15 protein-coding genes are annotated in these 15,585 nt (G+C 62.9%); 11 read left to right on the top strand and 4 right to left on the bottom strand.

Going from position 1 to position 15,585, the window contains the following annotated elements; genetic code table 11:
* Positions 1–6: 6 nt before the first annotated feature.
* Genes RCF49_RS07220 through RCF49_RS07210 form a run of 3 tightly spaced genes read left to right on the top strand, consistent with a single transcriptional unit; the run spans position 7 to position 1,867 of the window.
* On the top strand, positions 7–504 hold the full coding sequence (locus tag RCF49_RS07220; protein ID WP_342643357.1) for a MaoC/PaaZ C-terminal domain-containing protein: 498 nt from the start codon (positions 7–9) through the stop codon (positions 502–504).
* Entirely contained in the window at positions 501–1,196 is a 696-nt protein-coding gene (locus tag RCF49_RS07215; protein ID WP_342643356.1) for a TetR/AcrR family transcriptional regulator, read from the top strand. Before RCF49_RS07220 ends, RCF49_RS07215 begins: the two co-directional genes overlap by 4 nt.
* A gap of 59 nt (positions 1,197–1,255) precedes the next feature.
* Entirely contained in the window at positions 1,256–1,867 is a 612-nt protein-coding gene (locus tag RCF49_RS07210; RefSeq protein ID WP_342643355.1) for a TetR/AcrR family transcriptional regulator, read from the top strand.
* A gap of 24 nt (positions 1,868–1,891) precedes the next feature.
* On the opposite strand, the gene RCF49_RS07205 is transcribed toward RCF49_RS07210, so the two are convergent.
* Positions 1,892–3,079, bottom strand: coding sequence for an acyl-CoA dehydrogenase family protein (locus RCF49_RS07205; RefSeq protein WP_342643354.1), 1,188 nt, complete (start codon positions 3,077–3,079; stop codon positions 1,892–1,894).
* Positions 3,080–3,372: 293 nt separating this feature from the next.
* Between RCF49_RS07205 and RCF49_RS07200 the strand changes: the two genes are divergently transcribed.
* From RCF49_RS07200 to RCF49_RS07165, 8 genes are all read left to right on the top strand, one after another.
* Positions 3,373–5,349 (top strand): AMP-binding protein, encoded by a 1,977-nt coding sequence (locus tag RCF49_RS07200; protein ID WP_342643353.1) that lies wholly within the window; start codon positions 3,373–3,375, stop codon positions 5,347–5,349.
* Complete coding sequence (locus RCF49_RS07195) at positions 5,346–6,182, top strand: ABC transporter ATP-binding protein (RefSeq protein ID WP_342643352.1); 837 nt, start codon at positions 5,346–5,348, stop codon at positions 6,180–6,182. Before RCF49_RS07200 ends, RCF49_RS07195 begins: the two co-directional genes overlap by 4 nt.
* Positions 6,179–7,135, top strand: a complete 957-nt coding sequence (locus RCF49_RS07190) for a branched-chain amino acid ABC transporter permease (protein ID WP_342643351.1) — start codon at positions 6,179–6,181, stop codon at positions 7,133–7,135. Before RCF49_RS07195 ends, RCF49_RS07190 begins: the two co-directional genes overlap by 4 nt.
* A gap of 3 nt (positions 7,136–7,138) precedes the next feature.
* Entirely contained in the window at positions 7,139–8,215 is a 1,077-nt protein-coding gene (locus tag RCF49_RS07185) for a branched-chain amino acid ABC transporter permease (RefSeq protein WP_342643350.1), read from the top strand.
* Positions 8,216–8,275: 60 nt separating this feature from the next.
* The gene (locus tag RCF49_RS07180) at positions 8,276–9,601 is read left to right on the top strand and encodes an ABC transporter substrate-binding protein (protein ID WP_342643349.1); all 1,326 of its coding nucleotides are present in this window, start codon (positions 8,276–8,278) and stop codon (positions 9,599–9,601) included.
* Between the two features lie 78 nt (positions 9,602–9,679).
* A complete protein-coding gene (locus RCF49_RS07175) occupies positions 9,680–10,552 on the top strand; it encodes an ABC transporter ATP-binding protein (protein WP_342643348.1) in 873 nt (290 codons plus the stop codon).
* Between the two features lie 70 nt (positions 10,553–10,622).
* Positions 10,623–11,045, top strand: a complete 423-nt coding sequence (locus tag RCF49_RS07170) for a thioesterase family protein (protein ID WP_342643347.1) — start codon at positions 10,623–10,625, stop codon at positions 11,043–11,045.
* 116 nt (positions 11,046–11,161) lie between these two features.
* Positions 11,162–11,437: a hypothetical protein gene (locus tag RCF49_RS07165; protein ID WP_342644289.1), complete on the top strand. Its 276-nt coding sequence runs from the start codon at positions 11,162–11,164 to the stop codon at positions 11,435–11,437.
* A gap of 61 nt (positions 11,438–11,498) precedes the next feature.
* Here RCF49_RS07165 and RCF49_RS07160 read toward each other — a convergent pair whose 3' ends face one another.
* Genes RCF49_RS07160 through RCF49_RS07150 form a run of 3 tightly spaced genes read right to left on the bottom strand, consistent with a single transcriptional unit; the run spans position 11,499 to position 15,484 of the window.
* On the bottom strand, positions 11,499–12,404 hold the full coding sequence (locus RCF49_RS07160) for a nitrilase-related carbon-nitrogen hydrolase (protein ID WP_342643346.1): 906 nt from the start codon (positions 12,402–12,404) through the stop codon (positions 11,499–11,501).
* Between the two features lie 2 nt (positions 12,405–12,406).
* Positions 12,407–12,883, bottom strand: a complete 477-nt coding sequence (locus tag RCF49_RS07155; RefSeq protein WP_342643345.1) for a molybdenum cofactor biosynthesis protein MoaE — start codon at positions 12,881–12,883, stop codon at positions 12,407–12,409.
* A 27-nt stretch (positions 12,884–12,910) separates the two neighbouring features.
* Positions 12,911–15,484 (bottom strand): AsmA family protein, encoded by a 2,574-nt coding sequence (locus RCF49_RS07150; RefSeq protein ID WP_342643344.1) that lies wholly within the window; start codon positions 15,482–15,484, stop codon positions 12,911–12,913.
* Positions 15,485–15,585: the final 101 nt, after the last annotated feature.

Below are 15,585 nucleotides of genomic sequence, written 5' to 3'. Positions count from 1 at the left end.
TGCGTAATGGGACGCCTGTTCGGCGAATTCTCGGTCGGCCAGCGTTTCGTGACGCCGGCGCGGACGATCACCGAATTCGACATCGCCAGTTTCTCCGGGCTGACCGGCGACTATAATCCGGTGCATACGGATGAGGTCTTCGCGCGGGCAACGGCGTTCGGCGGCCGGATCGCGCATGGGCCGATGGGAATCGGCATCGCGTTCGGACTTGCCTCGCGGCTTGATCTCATCGATGGCACGGTGGTGGCACTGCTGGGTGTAACCTGGGATTTCCGGGCGCCGGTTCGCGCAGGAGATACGATCCGGGCTGTGATCGATGTTACGGAAAAGCGGGACGTCAAAGACCCGAAAAGGGGCCTGCTGGGGCTCGCTTTCACGATCCTTGATCAGGATGACAGAGTGGTGCAAGAGGGCACCGCGCGCTTGCTGATGCGGCGCGAGCGGCATCCTTCCGGCTCCTGGGGCGCCGTGACAGAGGGAGATGAGGGCGTGCAGACGGGATGACGGGCAAGGCCAGTGCAACAGGGCTCGTGGGGCGCGCTCACCCCGAGAGGGTGGCCGACACGAGCCAGTCCGGCGGCGGGCTCAAGCCGATGGGTGCTGCCCGCCAGATCCTGGACGCGGCCGCGCGGCTTCTCCGTCACAAGGGGTATGAGGCAACCACCCTGCGCGCCATCGCGCTCGAGGTTGGCATCAAGGCCGGCAGCATCTATCATCACTTTCCCACCAAGGACGACATCATCCAGCGGGTCGTGAACGAGGGGGTTCGGGTGGTGCACGAGGCGGTGACCGAGGCCTTAGCGGCACTGCCCGACGATGCGGGCCCGCGGCTGCGTCTCGAGACGGCGGTGCGTGCACACCTCCTGTCATCGCTCGAGCATAGCGATTATACCTCGGCCAGCATCCGTGCCTTCAGTTTCCTGCCGCGCAACGTGCGCGAGAACTGCCGGGTCGAGCGGCGCAATTACGAAGAGATCTGGCGGGAGATCATCGCGGATGCCGACAGGAGCGGATTGCTGGCGGAGGGCGTGTCGGAGGACGCGGTGCGCTTGATGCTGCTCGGTGCGGTCAATTGGGCGGGCGAATGGTACCGCCCCGGCCGGCTCAGCATTCAGAAAATCGCGCATGATTTCGCGGCCAGCGTCGTTTGCGAGCGAGAGAAGGCTCCGGGCCGGCGACGCTCCGCGCGCGGTTGAATATCTTTGGGTTCATCCTGGCGGATGGTGGAAGGGGCAAGACCCTGTCGGATCGCGAGATGGGATCAGCTGTGGAACTCACGGCCAACAATGGGAGATCGGCGCGTCTCATCCTGGATGCGACGGCAAAGCTGCTGCGGACCCGTGGCTACCAGGCGACCACCTTGCGCGACATTGCCGATGCGGTGGGGATCAAGGCCGGCAGCATCTATCACCATTTCTCAGGGAAGGATGAGATCGTCGAGGCGGTGCTGACCGAAGGGGTGCGGGTCGTCGATAAGGCGGTGCGGACAGCGCTCGCGGCGCTGCCGGATGATGCCACAGCGGAGGCGCGGCTCCAGGCGGCGATCACGGCACATCTCACCGCTCTTCTCGAGCACGGCGATTACACCTCGGCCAGTATCAAGGCCTTCGCCACGGTGCCCGCGCCGGTGAGAGAGCGCTCGCTGCCGGCGCGCCGGGAATACGAGGCGATCTGGCGTGAGCTCGTGGCGCAATTGGAGGCGGAGAACATCCTGCCGAAAGATGCGCCACCGGCAGCCTTGAGACTCATGCTGCTGGGTGCCATGAATCAGACACCAGACTGGTACCAGCCGGGGCGTCTCAGCGTGGCGGAGCTTGCGGCCGCCTTTTCGGCCATCGTCACCAGCGGCAGGGCGAGCACCGCCTGAAGCGCTAAAGCGTTTCCGCTTTTCCTAGATGTGAAGGCGTTTGGCCACCTCTTCCAGCATGACCTCGGTTGCGCCGCCGCCGATCGCCTGGACGCGGGCATCGCGCGACATGCGCTCAATGGTGCTTTCGCGCATGAAGCCCATGCCACCATGGAACTGCACGCAGGCATACATGACCTCGTTCACCAGCTCGCCGCAATAGGCCTTGGCCATGGAGACCTCGCGCACGCAATCAATGCCTTGGGTGTCCAACCATGCGGCGCGATAGACGAGCTGGCGGCCGGCCTCAACCTTCGCTGACAGCATGGCCAGGCGCTGGCGGATGGCCTGCTTCTCATAGAGGGTGGCGCCAAAGGCCTGGCGGGTGGTCACATAATCGAGGGTCAGATCGAGGGCGGCCTGCGCTTCGCCCATGGCCATGGCCGAGATGACGATGCGCTCGTTCTGAAAGTTGCGCATGATCGCGTAGAAGCCGCGGCCTTCCTGTCCGAGCAGGCACTCGGCGGGAACGCGGCAATCCTGGAAGGCAAGCTCGGCCGTGTCGGATGAGCGCCAGCCATGCTTGTCCAGCGCACGGGAGACGGTGAAGCCGGGCGTTCCCTTTTCCACAAGGAACATGGACACGCCTTGCGAGGGCTTGGCGGAGGTGTCGGTCTTCGCAGCCACGCAATAGAGGTCGGCATGCACCCCATTGGTGATGAACATCTTGGCGCCGTTCAGGATGTAATGATCACCCTCGCGGCGGGCTGTCGTGCGGATCGATTTGACATCGGAGCCGGCGCCCGGTTCCGTGACGGCAATAGCCGTGATGATGGTCCCGGCAATGATGCCGGGCATGTATCGCTGTTTCTGGGCCTCATTGCCGTAGTTATAGACATGCACGGATGCCATGTCGGTGTGAACCAGCGCGGTGATGGCGACGCCACTAAAGGTCGAGCGTCCGAGCTCTTCGGCGAGCACCACCGTCGCCAGGGTATCCATATTGCTGCCGCCATAGTCCTCGGGATAGCGGATGCCAAAGAAGCCAAGCTCTCCCATGTGCCGCAAGACCTCGCGCGGCACGAAACCCTGCTCCTCCCAGGCGGCGGCATGGGGCTTGATCTCCGTTTCGACGAAGCGCCGCACCTGCTGGCGCAGCATCTCATGCTCTTCTCCGAAATACGGAGAAAACGACGTACGGGACGCCGGCATGCTGGCCTGGAGCTGGGTCATCGATCGTGGTCCTCTCATTGCAGCGTCGCGGGTGCGCTTGTTGTGGCGATAAAGCTTGACCTAACAGATGTTAGGGCCGTAGAACCTAACATGCGTTAGGCGCCGAGCGCAACCCGCCCTTCGTCGGGGTTGCGCGGCCTGCGCAAAGGCGCATGATCGCAGAAAAAGAGACTTACCGCCACGGCGTGGGGGCTCAAGTCCATCAGAACACAGCGGCATGAGCGGCATTAAGCCGGACGTGCAGCGGCGCACCATCCATCAAGAGATGGGCGCGAGTTGGAGGGAACAGGCTCATGGCCAATGCGAAGGGCAGTGTCGGCGCCGCCGGCAATACCTTTCCCAAACTGTTGCTGCGGAATGCCCGTGAAAGGGGGCAGCGTCCATCGATTCGGCATAAGGATCTCGGGATCTGGCAGAGCTGGAGCTGGGCCGAAGTGCTGGATGAGATCGCGGCTTTCGCCCTCGGTCTCAAGGCATTCGGGCTCGAGCCGGGCGACAAGCTTGCCATTATCGGCCGGAACAGGCCGCACCTCTACTGGAGCATCACCGCCGCACAATCGCTCGGCGCGATCCCGGTGCCGATCTATGCGGACGCGGTGGCTGAAGAGATGGGCTATGTGCTCGAGCATGCAGAAGCCCGCTTCGCGGTGGTCGAGGACCAGGAGCAGGTCGACAAGCTGCTTTCCCTTCCCCAAGGGCTCGCGCTCAAGCAGATCATCTATGACGATCCACGCGGCCTTCTGGATTACGACCATCGTCGGCTGAAGAGCTTCGCCGAGGTTCAGGATCTCGGCACCAAGGCCCTGGCTCATGACCCGTCGGCGCGAACACGCTGGGAGGAGGGTATCGCGGAGGGGCAGGGATCAGATACCGCAGTGATCCTCTATACGTCCGGCACCACGGGACGTCCCAAGGGCGTGATGCTGTCCCATGACAATCTGATCACCACCGCGCATAACGCCTGCCTGCTCGATCAGCTCACCGAGCGAGAGGAAATGCTCGCCTATCTGCCGATCGCCTGGGCGGGCGATCACATCTTCTCCTATGGCCAGGCGCATTGGGCAGGGTTCTGCATCTCTTGTCCCGAAAGCGAAGAGACTGTGCTGCAGGACCTGAAGGAGATCGGGCCGAGCTTCTATTTCGCGCCGCCGCGGGTGTTCGAAAACCTGCTCACGACCGTCATGATCCGGATGGAGGACGCGGGCCGGCTCAAGCAGCGTCTGTTTCACCATTTCCTTGCGGTGGCGAAGCGCCATGGCGAGAAGATCTTGAATGGCGAGCCAGTAGGGCTTGCTGGCCGGCTCAACTATGCGTTGGGGCATATCCTGGTCTATGGGCCGCTCAAGAACGTGCTCGGCTTCTCGCGCATCCGGGTCGCCTATACGGCGGGAGAGGCGATCGGACCGGACCTCTTCTCCTTCTATCGCTCGATCGGGGTCAACCTGAAGCAGCTGTACGGGCAGACCGAGGCAAGCGTCTTTCTCACCATGCAGCATGATGGGCAAGTGCGCTCGGATGCGGTGGGGCCGCCTCTACGGGACGTGGATATTCGCATCGCGCCGAGCGGGGAGGTCCAGTTCAAGTCGCCCGGCATGCTGGTCGGTTATTTCAAGGATCCGGAGAACACGGCGCAGCTCCTCACCGAGGATGGCTATGTCAAAACGGGGGATGCCGGATTTTTCACCGAAGATGGGCAGCTCAAGATCATCGATCGTGCAAAAGATGTGGGTCGGCTCAACAATGGCGCGCTGTTTGCGCCGAAATATATCGAGAACAAGCTGAAGTTCTTCCCGAGGGTCAAGGAGGCCGTGGCGTTCGGCAATGAACGAGACTTTGTGACCGCCTTCATCAATATCGATTTGACGGCCGTGGGCAATTGGGCCGAGCGCAACAATATCGCCTATGCGTCCTATCAGGAACTTGCCGGCCATCCGCTGGTCTATGACATGATCGCTGCGGACGTCGCGAGGGTGAATGCGGATCTCGTCGCGGAGCCGCAGATGGCGGCAAGCCAGATCCGCCGCTTTCTCATTCTGCATAAGGAGCTCGACCCGGATGATGGCGAGCTCACCCGGACTCAGAAGGTGCGGCGCGGCTTCATTGCCGAGCGCTACGGCCCGTTGATCGAGGCGCTCTATAGCGGCGCTCAGAGCTGCGATATCGCCACCGAGGTGACCTTCGAGGATGGTCGCAAGGGCGTTATCCGCGCCAATGTGAAAATCCGGGACATGGAGGTGGAACCCATGTCGCTCCGGGAGGCTGCGGAATGAGCGAGGCTGCCGTCAAGACCGCTCCCAGTCCCACGCGGGCGCCCGCGCCGGAGGCCGCACGGCGGGAGATTCTGCTGGACGTGCGCAATGTGTCGTTGTCGTTCGGTGGCATCAAGGCGATCTCGGATGTCTCCTTCGATATCGCCAAGGGCGAGATCCGCGCCATTATCGGCCCCAATGGTGCGGGCAAGACGTCGATGCTCAACATCATCAACGGCTTCTACACGCCCCAGGAGGGAACGATCACCTTCAAGGGCGAGACGCGGCGGAAAATGCGGCCCCATGAGGCAGCCGCCGGCGGCATTGCCCGGACCTTCCAGAATGTCGCGCTGTTCAAGGGCATGACCACGCTCGACAACATCATGTCCGGCCGGCAGCTCAAGATGCATCGCGGCTTCTTCTGGCAGATGATCCATTACGGGCCGGCGCGGGCGGAGGAAATCGCCCATAGGCGCCGGGTGGAAGAGATCATCGATTTCCTCAAGATCGAGCATATCCGCAAGACCCCGGTGGGCAGGCTTCCCTATGGGCTGCAGAAGCGCGTCGAACTCGGCCGGGCGCTGGCGCTCGAACCAGATCTTCTGCTGCTGGATGAGCCGATGGCCGGCATGAATGTCGAGGAGAAGGAGGATATGTGCCGTTTCATCCTCGATGTGCGCGACCAGTTCGGCACCACCATTGCCCTGATCGAGCATGATATGGGCGTGGTCATGGACCTCTCCGACCGGGTGGTGGTGCTCGAATATGGACGCAAGATCGCCGATGGGGTGCCGGACGAGGTCAGGACGAACCAGGCGGTGATCGATGCCTATCTGGGGGTGCCGGACGCATGAGCCTGCTCTATAGCCTGTTCGTTGATCCTTTCATGCAGATGGCGACGACCCCGGACTTCTTCCTCCAAGTGCTCTGGGAAGGGTTCGTCGCCGGCATCCTCTATTCGCTGATCGCGCTCGGCTTTGTGCTGATTTTCAAGGCATCGGGCGTGTTCAACTTCGCCCAAGGCATCATGGTGGTGTTCGCAGTGCTCTCGCTGGTGGGTCTACACGAGGCGGGAGTGCCGGCCTATCTTGCCCTGCTGATCTGCATCGGCATCATGTTCCTCCTGGCGGTGACGATCGAAAGGGTGGTGCTGCGGCCGCTGGTCAATCAGCCGGACATCATCCTGCTCATGGCGACGATCGGGCTCACCTATCTGCTCATCGGGCTCGGTGAGTTCATCTTCGGCGGCGAGCCCAAGGTCATGATCACGCAAGAGCTGGGTCTGCCCACCGGCTCCTATGATCTCGAGCTGTTCGGTGGGCTCGTCATCCTGAACCAGATCGATATCGCGGCCGCGGTGATCGCCATCATCATGGTGGGATCACTCGCGGTGTTCTTTCATTCGACCCGCATCGGCCGGGCGCTGCGGGCGGTGGCGGACGACCACCAGGCGGCGCTGTCGGTCGGCATCTCGCTCAACCAGATCTGGGTGATCGTGTGGTTTGCCGCCGGCATCGTGGCGCTGGCCACAGGCATCATGTGGGGCGCGCGGTCGGATGTATCCTTCGCGCTCCAGATCGTGGCACTCAAGGCGCTGCCGGTTCTGGTGCTCGGGGGGCTCACCTCCATTCCCGGCGCCATCGTTGGCGGGCTGATCATCGGGATCGGGGAGAAGCTCGGCGAAATCTATTGGGGGCCGCTGATCGGCGGCGGGATCGAGACCTGGCTTGCCTATTTCATCGCGCTCATCGTCCTGCTGTTCCGGCCGCAGGGCCTGTTCGGCGAGCGCATCATCGAGCGGGTGTGAGCGATGTTCTATCGGGAAGCCGGTCAATTCAAGACGAGCTACGCGGCGGATCAATCGATCTTTCCGATCCTGCAGGATCGGATCGGGATTGCCATCATCCTGGCGGTCGCCTTTATCGGCATCCCGCTGTTTGCGACAAATTTCTTCATCAGCACGATCATGATCCCGTTCCTGATCCTGGCGCTTGCCACGATCGGGCTCAATCTTCTCACGGGCTATGCCGGGCAATTGTCCCTCGGCACCGGCGCCTTCATGGGGGTCGGCGCCTATGCCTGCTACAAGCTCACCACCTTCTTTCCAGATGCCGACATCATTCTCCTGGTGCTGGCGTCGGGCTTCGTGTCCGCCGCCATTGGGGTGCTGTTCGGGCTGCCCTCCCTGCGGATCAAGGGCTTCTATCTCGTGGTGACGACGCTTGCCGCGCAGTTCTTTCTGGAATGGTGCTTCATCCGCATCCCGTGGCTCTACAATTACAATCCGTCTGGCGCGATCGAGGCCCCTGCGCGGCGTGGACTGAACATCGTCCTCACCGGACCCGGTGCCAATGCGACCGCGCGTTATCTGGTCGTGCTCACCATCGTGGTCGTCATGACCTGGATCGCCTCGAACCTGGTGCGCGGGCGCATCGGCCGGTCGTGGATGATGGTGCGCGACATGGACATCGCGGCCGAGCTGATGGGGGTCAAGCTCTTCCAGACCAAATTGCTCGCCTTTGCGGTCTCGTCCTTCTATTGCGGGGTCGCCGGGGCTGCGATGGTGTTCTTCTGGCTGGGGGCAACGGAGCCAACCGCCTTTTCCATCAATCTGTCGTTCCAGATCCTGTTCATGGTGATCATCGGCGGGTTGGGCTCGCTGGTCGGCTCGTTTCTGGGGGCCGCCTTCATCTGGATCCTGCCGGCATTCCTGCGCGCCATACCGAGCGTCTTTGGCATCGCGATTGGGGCTGAAACGGTCGAGCATCTGTCGTTCATTGTGATCGGCGCGCTGATCATCGCCTTCCTCATCGTCGAGCCGCATGGGCTCGCGCGGCTGTGGCAGGTGGGCAAGCAGAAACTCAGGGTTTGGCCGTTCCCTTATTGAGGCGCGGCCGCGGACACCGCCTGAAGATGCGGTGCAATCAAGGGAGGAGGTTCAAGGCAGATGAAAGCGAAACTGTTGGGGCTCGCCGCCGCGCTGGCGGTCGCCTTATCGGCACCTGCTAGCGTTCCCGTGAAGGCGCAGGATTCGATCTTTATCCCGCTGCCGACCTATCGCACCGGGCCGTTCGCCGGATCCGGGACCCACATCGCCAACGGACTGCGCGATTACCTGACCATGCTCAACGAGCGCGACGGGGGCATCGGCGGCGTGAGGCTCGAAATCGAGGAATGCGAGACGGGCTATGACACGCAAAAAGGCGTCGAATGCTATCAAGCCATGCGCGGGCGCAAGCCGGTGGTGTTCAACCCGTGGTCGACGGGCATTACCTTGCCGCTGATCCCGCTTGCGGCCAAGGACAAGATCCCGATCCTCTCCATGGCCTATGGGCTTTCGGCCGCCGCGGATGGCAACGTGTTCCCCTGGATCTTCAACCCGCCGGACACCTATTGGGATGGCGCATCGGCAATCATCCTGCACATCGCCAATACGGAAGGGGGGCTCGACAAGCTCAAGGGCAAGAAGATCGGCTTCGTCTTTCTTGATGCAGGCTATGGTCGCGAGCCAATACCGCTGCTCGAACAGCTGGCCAGCAAATATGGGTTCGAGCTCCTGAAATATCCGGTGCCGGCTCAGCAGATGCAGAACCAGTCATCGACCTGGCTCAATGTGCGCCGCGACAGGCCGGACTGGGTCTATCTGCAAGGCTGGGGTGCCATGAACCCGACGGCCATCAAGGAGGCCGCCAAGACCCGCTTCCCCATGGACAAGCTGATCTCCATGTGGTGGCCGACGGAGGATGACGCGCGCCAGACGGGCGAGGGGGCGAAGGGCTTCATGATCCTCAACTTCCACTCGGCGCGGTCGGATTTCCCGGCCCTGAACGATATCCGCAAGTTCGTGGTGGACAAGGGCCTCAGCCAGGTTTCGAGCCCGGATCTCGTCGGGACCAATCTTTATAACCGCGGCGTCTATAACTCGGTGCTGATCGCGGAGGCCATTCGCACTGCGCAGAAGCTGACGGGCAAGAAGGTGATCACGGGCGAGGATATGCGGATTGGCCTCGAGAACCTCCAGATAACGCCTGAGCGCTGGGCCGAGATCGGTTTTGCCAATTTCGCCCAGCCGGTGAAGCTCACCTGCACCGACCATTCCGGCCATACGCAGCTCTATATCCAGCGCTGGAACGGCAAGGAATACGAGCAGGCCAGCGAATGGTTCTCGCCGATGACGGACGTGGTGCAACCGCTTCTCGACAAGGCGGCCAAGGAATATGTGGCCGCGAACCAGCCCTGGCCGGAGCGGACGGAGGCTTGCGCTACAAACTGAGCTTGGTTCATCGCACGGGTTCTGGCTCCCGAACCCGGATGCCCGTGCGATGATCTCCAAACAGCCCCGGAGCCAATGATGAGCCAGACCATCGCTGCGACAGCATCGGGAACAGATAGGGCAGGGGATGCGGTGCCGGATGCCCCCGGCGGGGCGATCCTTTCGGTCAACAATATCGAGGTGATCTACGATCACGTCATCCTAGTGCTCAAGGGCGTGTCGCTGAGCGTGCCTGAGGGCCATATCGTCGCGCTGCTGGGTGCCAATGGCGCGGGCAAGACGACGACGCTCAAGGCGATCTCGAACCTGCTGCAGGCCGAACGCGGCGAGGTCACCAAGGGCTCGATCGAGTTCAGGGGTGAGCGCGTCGAGAAGCTCTCACCGAACGAGCTGGTGCGCCGCGGCTGCATTCAGGTGATGGAGGGGCGCCACTGTTTCGGGCATCTCACCATCGAGGAGAACCTGCTGACGGGCGCCTTCACGCGGCGGGATGGCCGGGCTGCCATCGCGCGCGATCTGGAGATGGTCTACAGCTATTTCCCACGCCTGAGGGATCGGCGCAGCTCGCAGGCCGGCTATACTTCCGGAGGTGAGCAGCAGATGTGCGCAATCGGCCGGGCGCTCATGTCCCGGCCCGCCATGGTGCTGCTGGACGAGCCGTCCATGGGGCTCGCGCCGCAAATCGTCGAGGAGATCTTCTCGATCGTTCAGAACCTGAACAAGACCGAAAGGGTGTCATTCCTGCTTGCCGAGCAGAACACGAGTATAGCGCTGCGCTATGCGGATTATGGCTATATCATGGAGAATGGCCGGATCGTGCTGGACGGCACGGCTGATAATCTGCGGGCGAATGAGGATGTGCGCGAGTTCTATCTCGGCATCTCCGGTGCCGGACGTCGCTCGTTCAAGGATGTGAAGCATTATCGCCGGCGCAAGCGCTGGCTGGCCTGAGGGCCAAGTTCTTGGTTCTGGTGCAATTCCGGACTTGCCTGGAATTGCTCTAAGCTCAAGCGGGGGTCTCATGAAGTCGGGATTAGTGGTCGGGCTGCGGCATTCGCAAAGCATCACGGTGGATCAGTCGCTCACGGTACCGTTCGTATCGCAGGCCTTTGCGGGCTTTGCCGACATGCCGCCGGTGTTTGCCACGGCCTTCATGGTGGGCTTCATCGAATGCACCTGCATCGAAGGCTTGCGGCCGTTTCTCGATGCGCATGAGCGGACCGTTGGGACGCATGTGGATGTAAGCCATGCGGCGGCCACGCCGCTCGGCATGACCGTGACCGCGGAGGTCGAGCTTATCGCCATCGAGGGGCGCAAGCTGCGCTTCAAGGTGATCTGCAGGGATGAGGCCGGCTTCATCGGTGAGGGTTTCCACGAACGCGCTATCATCGACGTCGACAGGTTCATGGCGCGGGTGTCGGAGAAGGCTAAGCAAAAAGCCTGAAGGCTTACTCGGGAACGACCGGCCCCAGATCAGGTTGACCATTAGAGCGCTTATGGCTGCGAGGCGGGCGCAAGGTTCGGCGCGGCTGAAGGCGGTATCTGATCGAGGAGACAGTCATGCCTGAGAAACACCCGAATACCAAGAGATGGGGCGGTCCGGGTGCCAGTCACGAGGACCGCAGCAAGCCCATGCCGGAGAAGCACGACCCTCGCCCCGCGGGATCATCGACCAATCCGCCTGTCAGCCAGGTTTCTGGCGGCGGTGGCGAGCGGGATGAGAAGCATAGCCACGTGGATGGCATGCGCAGCTCGAAGTCGCACGCGACCGACAGCCCGAGCCCGACGGCGGGCCGGGAATGGAAGGCCAATCGCCCGCGCCATTGGGATAAGTGATCACGCCACCGAGGCCGCGCTCGCGCGCTTTGAGGACCGGATCCCTTTTTCCGCCAATATTCTAGACGATCGCGGTCTTGAGCGCCTGGGCCGAGAAGGCGCCGGGCCAGACTTCGGCCGCGCTGGCCCGCAATGCGCGAATGGCTCCGATGGGGACATTGCGTGCGATCAGCAGCGGACCTTCGCCGTCATGGGTCGCAACCGGTGCAATCTCAGCGTAAAGGCCGGTCTCGCCCAAGCTCGGCTCGCAGGGCAGGAAGACCGAGCAGCCCGAGACATTGGTGTCGTTCTGCGTCGTGCCGGGGGCTGCCCCGACCACGCCCACGGCAGCGACCGCCGCCATAAGCTCGACCGCGCGGGCCTTGGCACAGCCGAACACGCGGGAATAGCCGGACAAGCCCGCGGTCATCGAGGGGACCAGGACGAGGTCAGGCTCAAGCGGGGCGAGCTTTGCCGATAGGGCCGGCAGTTCCACATCAAGGCAGATGCAGGTTGCAAGCCGCGCGCCGCGCCATTCGACCACATGAATAAGCTCGCCGGGCTCGAGCAGCCAGGCTGCCGGGTCCTTCTCGAAGGGGGTCAAGCAGAGCTTGTCTTGACCGATCCTGCGGCCATCGGGGAGAAACAGCCAGGCGCGATTGCGGAAGCCGCCTTCATGAGCCGCCGGCATGGTGCCCGCGAGCAAAGCCATATCGTAGTTGCGGGCCAGCGGCTCGAGCATCGGCAGCACGAGATCCGCCTGCTCGGCCATCCAGGCGATTTCCGCGGTCGGCTCGAGACCTTCGGGTTTGAAGGACAGCCACTGCTCGCAGGCATATTCGGGCAGGATCAGGAGGTCGACGCCTTCTGATTTCAGCTCCTGCATCTTAGCTTCGATGCCGGCCACCCAGGCTGAAAGCCCGTTAAGCGGCCGTCCCAGATTGACCGCCCAGAGCGCGAGGGTCAGATGTTCGGCTGCCTCAGCCATGTTTACCCCTCAGGTTGCGACGGCTCGTGCCAGCGGCGCGCAGCCTCGTCATCTTCTTGGCGCGCGGCAACCCAACGCGCCTCACCGGCCTGACCAGGGGCTGCTTCCAGCTTCCAGAACGGCGCCTTGGTCTTGAGCCAATCGACCAGGAACTCGCAAGCGGAAAAGGCGGCCTCGCGATGGGCCGATGCGGTTATCACCAGCACGATGTCCTCGCCGACCGTGAGCCGCCCGTAACGATGGATGATCAGGGACGCCTCAAGCGGCCAGCGGCGATGAGCCTCCTCTTCGATCTCAGCCAGAGCCTTCTCGGTCATGCCGGGATAATGCTCGAGGGTCATCTCGGCCACAGCCGTCCCACCGGAGGCGTCGCGAACGGTGCCCACAAAAAGCGCGATGCCACCGATGGCCGTGTTGCCAGCTTTGAGCGCGGCGAGCTCCCGGCCAACATCAAAGGCTTCAGCCTGAACCCTGATCATGCTCACCTGCCTTCGCCCAGCGCCTCATCAATGCTGGGCATCGCCCTTGCCATCCGCCTGCGGCACCGGTGATTGTGGGGCTTGCTGCTGCGGGGCCAGTGGCTGGGGATCAACGTTTGGCGGCAAGTCGCCTTTGGCGGCCGCTCCGCCCAGCGGCGGCTGCTGAAGCGGGTCGCCCTTGGCGGCGGTCACCCCGGATGGTGCCGGCGCGGGTGCCGTTGCCGCGGGCGGCGGGGCCTGGAGGGGGGCGCCCTGTGCTGTCCCCGAAAGGGGCGTCGCCTGGTCAGGGGTGTCCTGGCGAGCGGCATTCCCGGATCGCTCGCTTGGGGTACCGGCATCGGGCGTTATCGTTCCAGTCTCGCCCGGCGCGGTTCCGGGAGGCTGTGCTGCCAATGGCACCTGGCCGATCGGATCCCCCTTCGATCCTGGCTCTTGTGGAGCATCAGGCGATGCTGCCTTTTCCTCCGGCTTAACCTCGGCGGGTTTGCCGAAACCGCCGCTGGTCAAGCCTTCGATGAACCGGCTAGCCCCATCGCCGGTCAAGCTCTCTGTCTGACCCCCCAATCCCGTGCGAATCCTGTCGCCAAGCAGCACGCCGGCGCCACCCATGGCATCCTCCAGGAGCTTCTGACCGGCCGCGGGATTGATCGCGCCAGCCGCCTTTACCAGCCCCTTGAACTGCCGATAGGCGGCCTGTGGATCCTTCAGGATACCTTCCAAATCAGGGTAGATCTTGGGCCTGGCCCAGGGACCCTTCACCACGATGGGAACGTTGAAGCCCTCAAATGCCTGCTCGCCTTCCTTCGGCTGCAGCATGGCCACGAGCTTCGGATCGATGCGATAATCGATGGTCTGGCTCGGCAGGTCGATCGAGCCTTCACCCGTCACACGAACCAAGGGCCCCATCAGGGTGAGATCGCTATTGGCGGCCAATCCGTTCTCAATGTCGAAGGTGCCCTCGAAAATACTGAAATCGGTGAGATCCTGGCCGGTGCCCTGCCAACCATCCACCACATGAGCCGCCACATTGCGGACCATTCCCGGCAGGTTCACGCCACGGACCGCCCCGTCTGTGAGGCGAAAGGTAACCTGGCCACGCATTGTGGACATGAGCGCTGCCTGGCTGCTTCCCTGCGCGGTAAGGGAAATCGACGTTGCTCCGCGTCCCTCGATGCGATCGAGCCCGGAGAAGTCCCGCAAGAGGCCGTAGCTGTCGAAATTATTGGCGCTGAGCACCATGCGAAGGACCGGCACCTCCTTGGAGCCATCGATCTGGATATTGCCGGCCGCGGTCCCGCCATAGAGGGACAGATCGTTGAGCTGCGCCTCCAAGAGGCCGTCGTCGATGAGCAACCTGAGGCCGCCAGCTTCCGTCTTCAGATCTCCGAAGATCACCCGGCCGGTGTTCAGTGTCAGATCCGCATCAAGGGCTTTCAGCCCAGACAAATCAATGGGCTCGCTGCTCCAGCCATCCACGAGGGCGGACGGCTCCCGCTCCCCCTGCGGCTCGGTCTGAGGCCCCGTGCTGGCCCGATAAACATTCACGTCGATCGTATCGACGCCCAAGGTCGCGATCACCTTCGGGCGGGGCCCTTCCAGCTCGACGCGGACGTTCCCTCGGCCCTGCATTCCATCCAGGGTGATCTCCGCCTCTTTCAGGGTCAGCACGTCGTGCTGCAGGCCGATGGCGCTTTCCGCGCGGAAGCTGCCCAGTCCGCGCCCGTCCGGCAGTGGCTTTCCGGCCCATTGCATGAGCTCGCGCAGGCTTGGCGTGGTGAAGCCGATCACCCCGGCAAGGGACAGCCCGTCCTTCAACGAGATCTGCCCGTCATAGCCGACATTCATCAGCGGCGAGGTCAGGGTCAGATCCGCTGCGGATGCGGACCCGGCCGCAAGCTGGGTCGGCTGGCGGAGCGTGCCGTCGAAAGAGACCTGCTGGCCATTCCAGATGAGAGATCCCTTCGCCTGGAAGGGAGCATCGAGATTGGCGAGCGTGAGGGTGACATTCACCTGCTCGGCCATGAAGTTGACCCCGTTGCGCTCGTCGAGGTAGCGCACGGTGCCGTTCCGGATCTCGATGGGCGCGAAAGTTACCGCTTGTGCGGCCGTATCCGGATAATCCGTGGGATCGGTGGGCGCATCCAAGGCGTCGGCAGGCTCCTCATCCGCAGCGGCAGCTTCGCTCTGCTGATCGTTGGTGGCGGGTTGGCCTCTGCTGTCAAAGACCCAGTTGCTGTGGCCCTCCCCATCGATCAGCAGATTAAGCCGGGGCATATCCACAACGAAGGCCTTGATGTCGAGCTTGCCGGACAGGAGCGGCAGAAGCGCCACCTTCACCCGGAGACTGTCCGTCAACATGACATTGCCGGATGGCATGCCAGGCGGGTTGCTCAGGGCGACATCATTGAGCTCGATCCCAAAGTCCGGGTAGAAGCTGAGACTCGGCGGCTCTCCCAAGGTGATCTCACGGCCGGTCTGCTCTCGCACCGCCTCGGTGATCTGCCGCGCGACGAAATCGGCACTGATGACGAAGGGCAAGGCGGCAAGCGCAAGAATCGCCACAAGGACGACAGCCGTCAGACCAATAACGAGACGTTTCACGAGAGCCGCTTCCTCTTCAATAGGCGGGGGAACGCCCCCCGTTACGCCAAGGTCAAGGCAGATTTGCGACCGGCGCGTTCGGCTGATTCGAGTGAGTTACT

Origin of the sequence: Rhodoligotrophos sp. CJ14, from assembly GCF_038811545.1 — a bacterium.
Taxonomy (GTDB): Bacteria; Pseudomonadota; Alphaproteobacteria; order Rhizobiales; family Im1; genus Rhodoligotrophos; species Rhodoligotrophos ferricapiens.
This window is presented reverse-complemented; position numbering and strand designations above follow the sequence as displayed.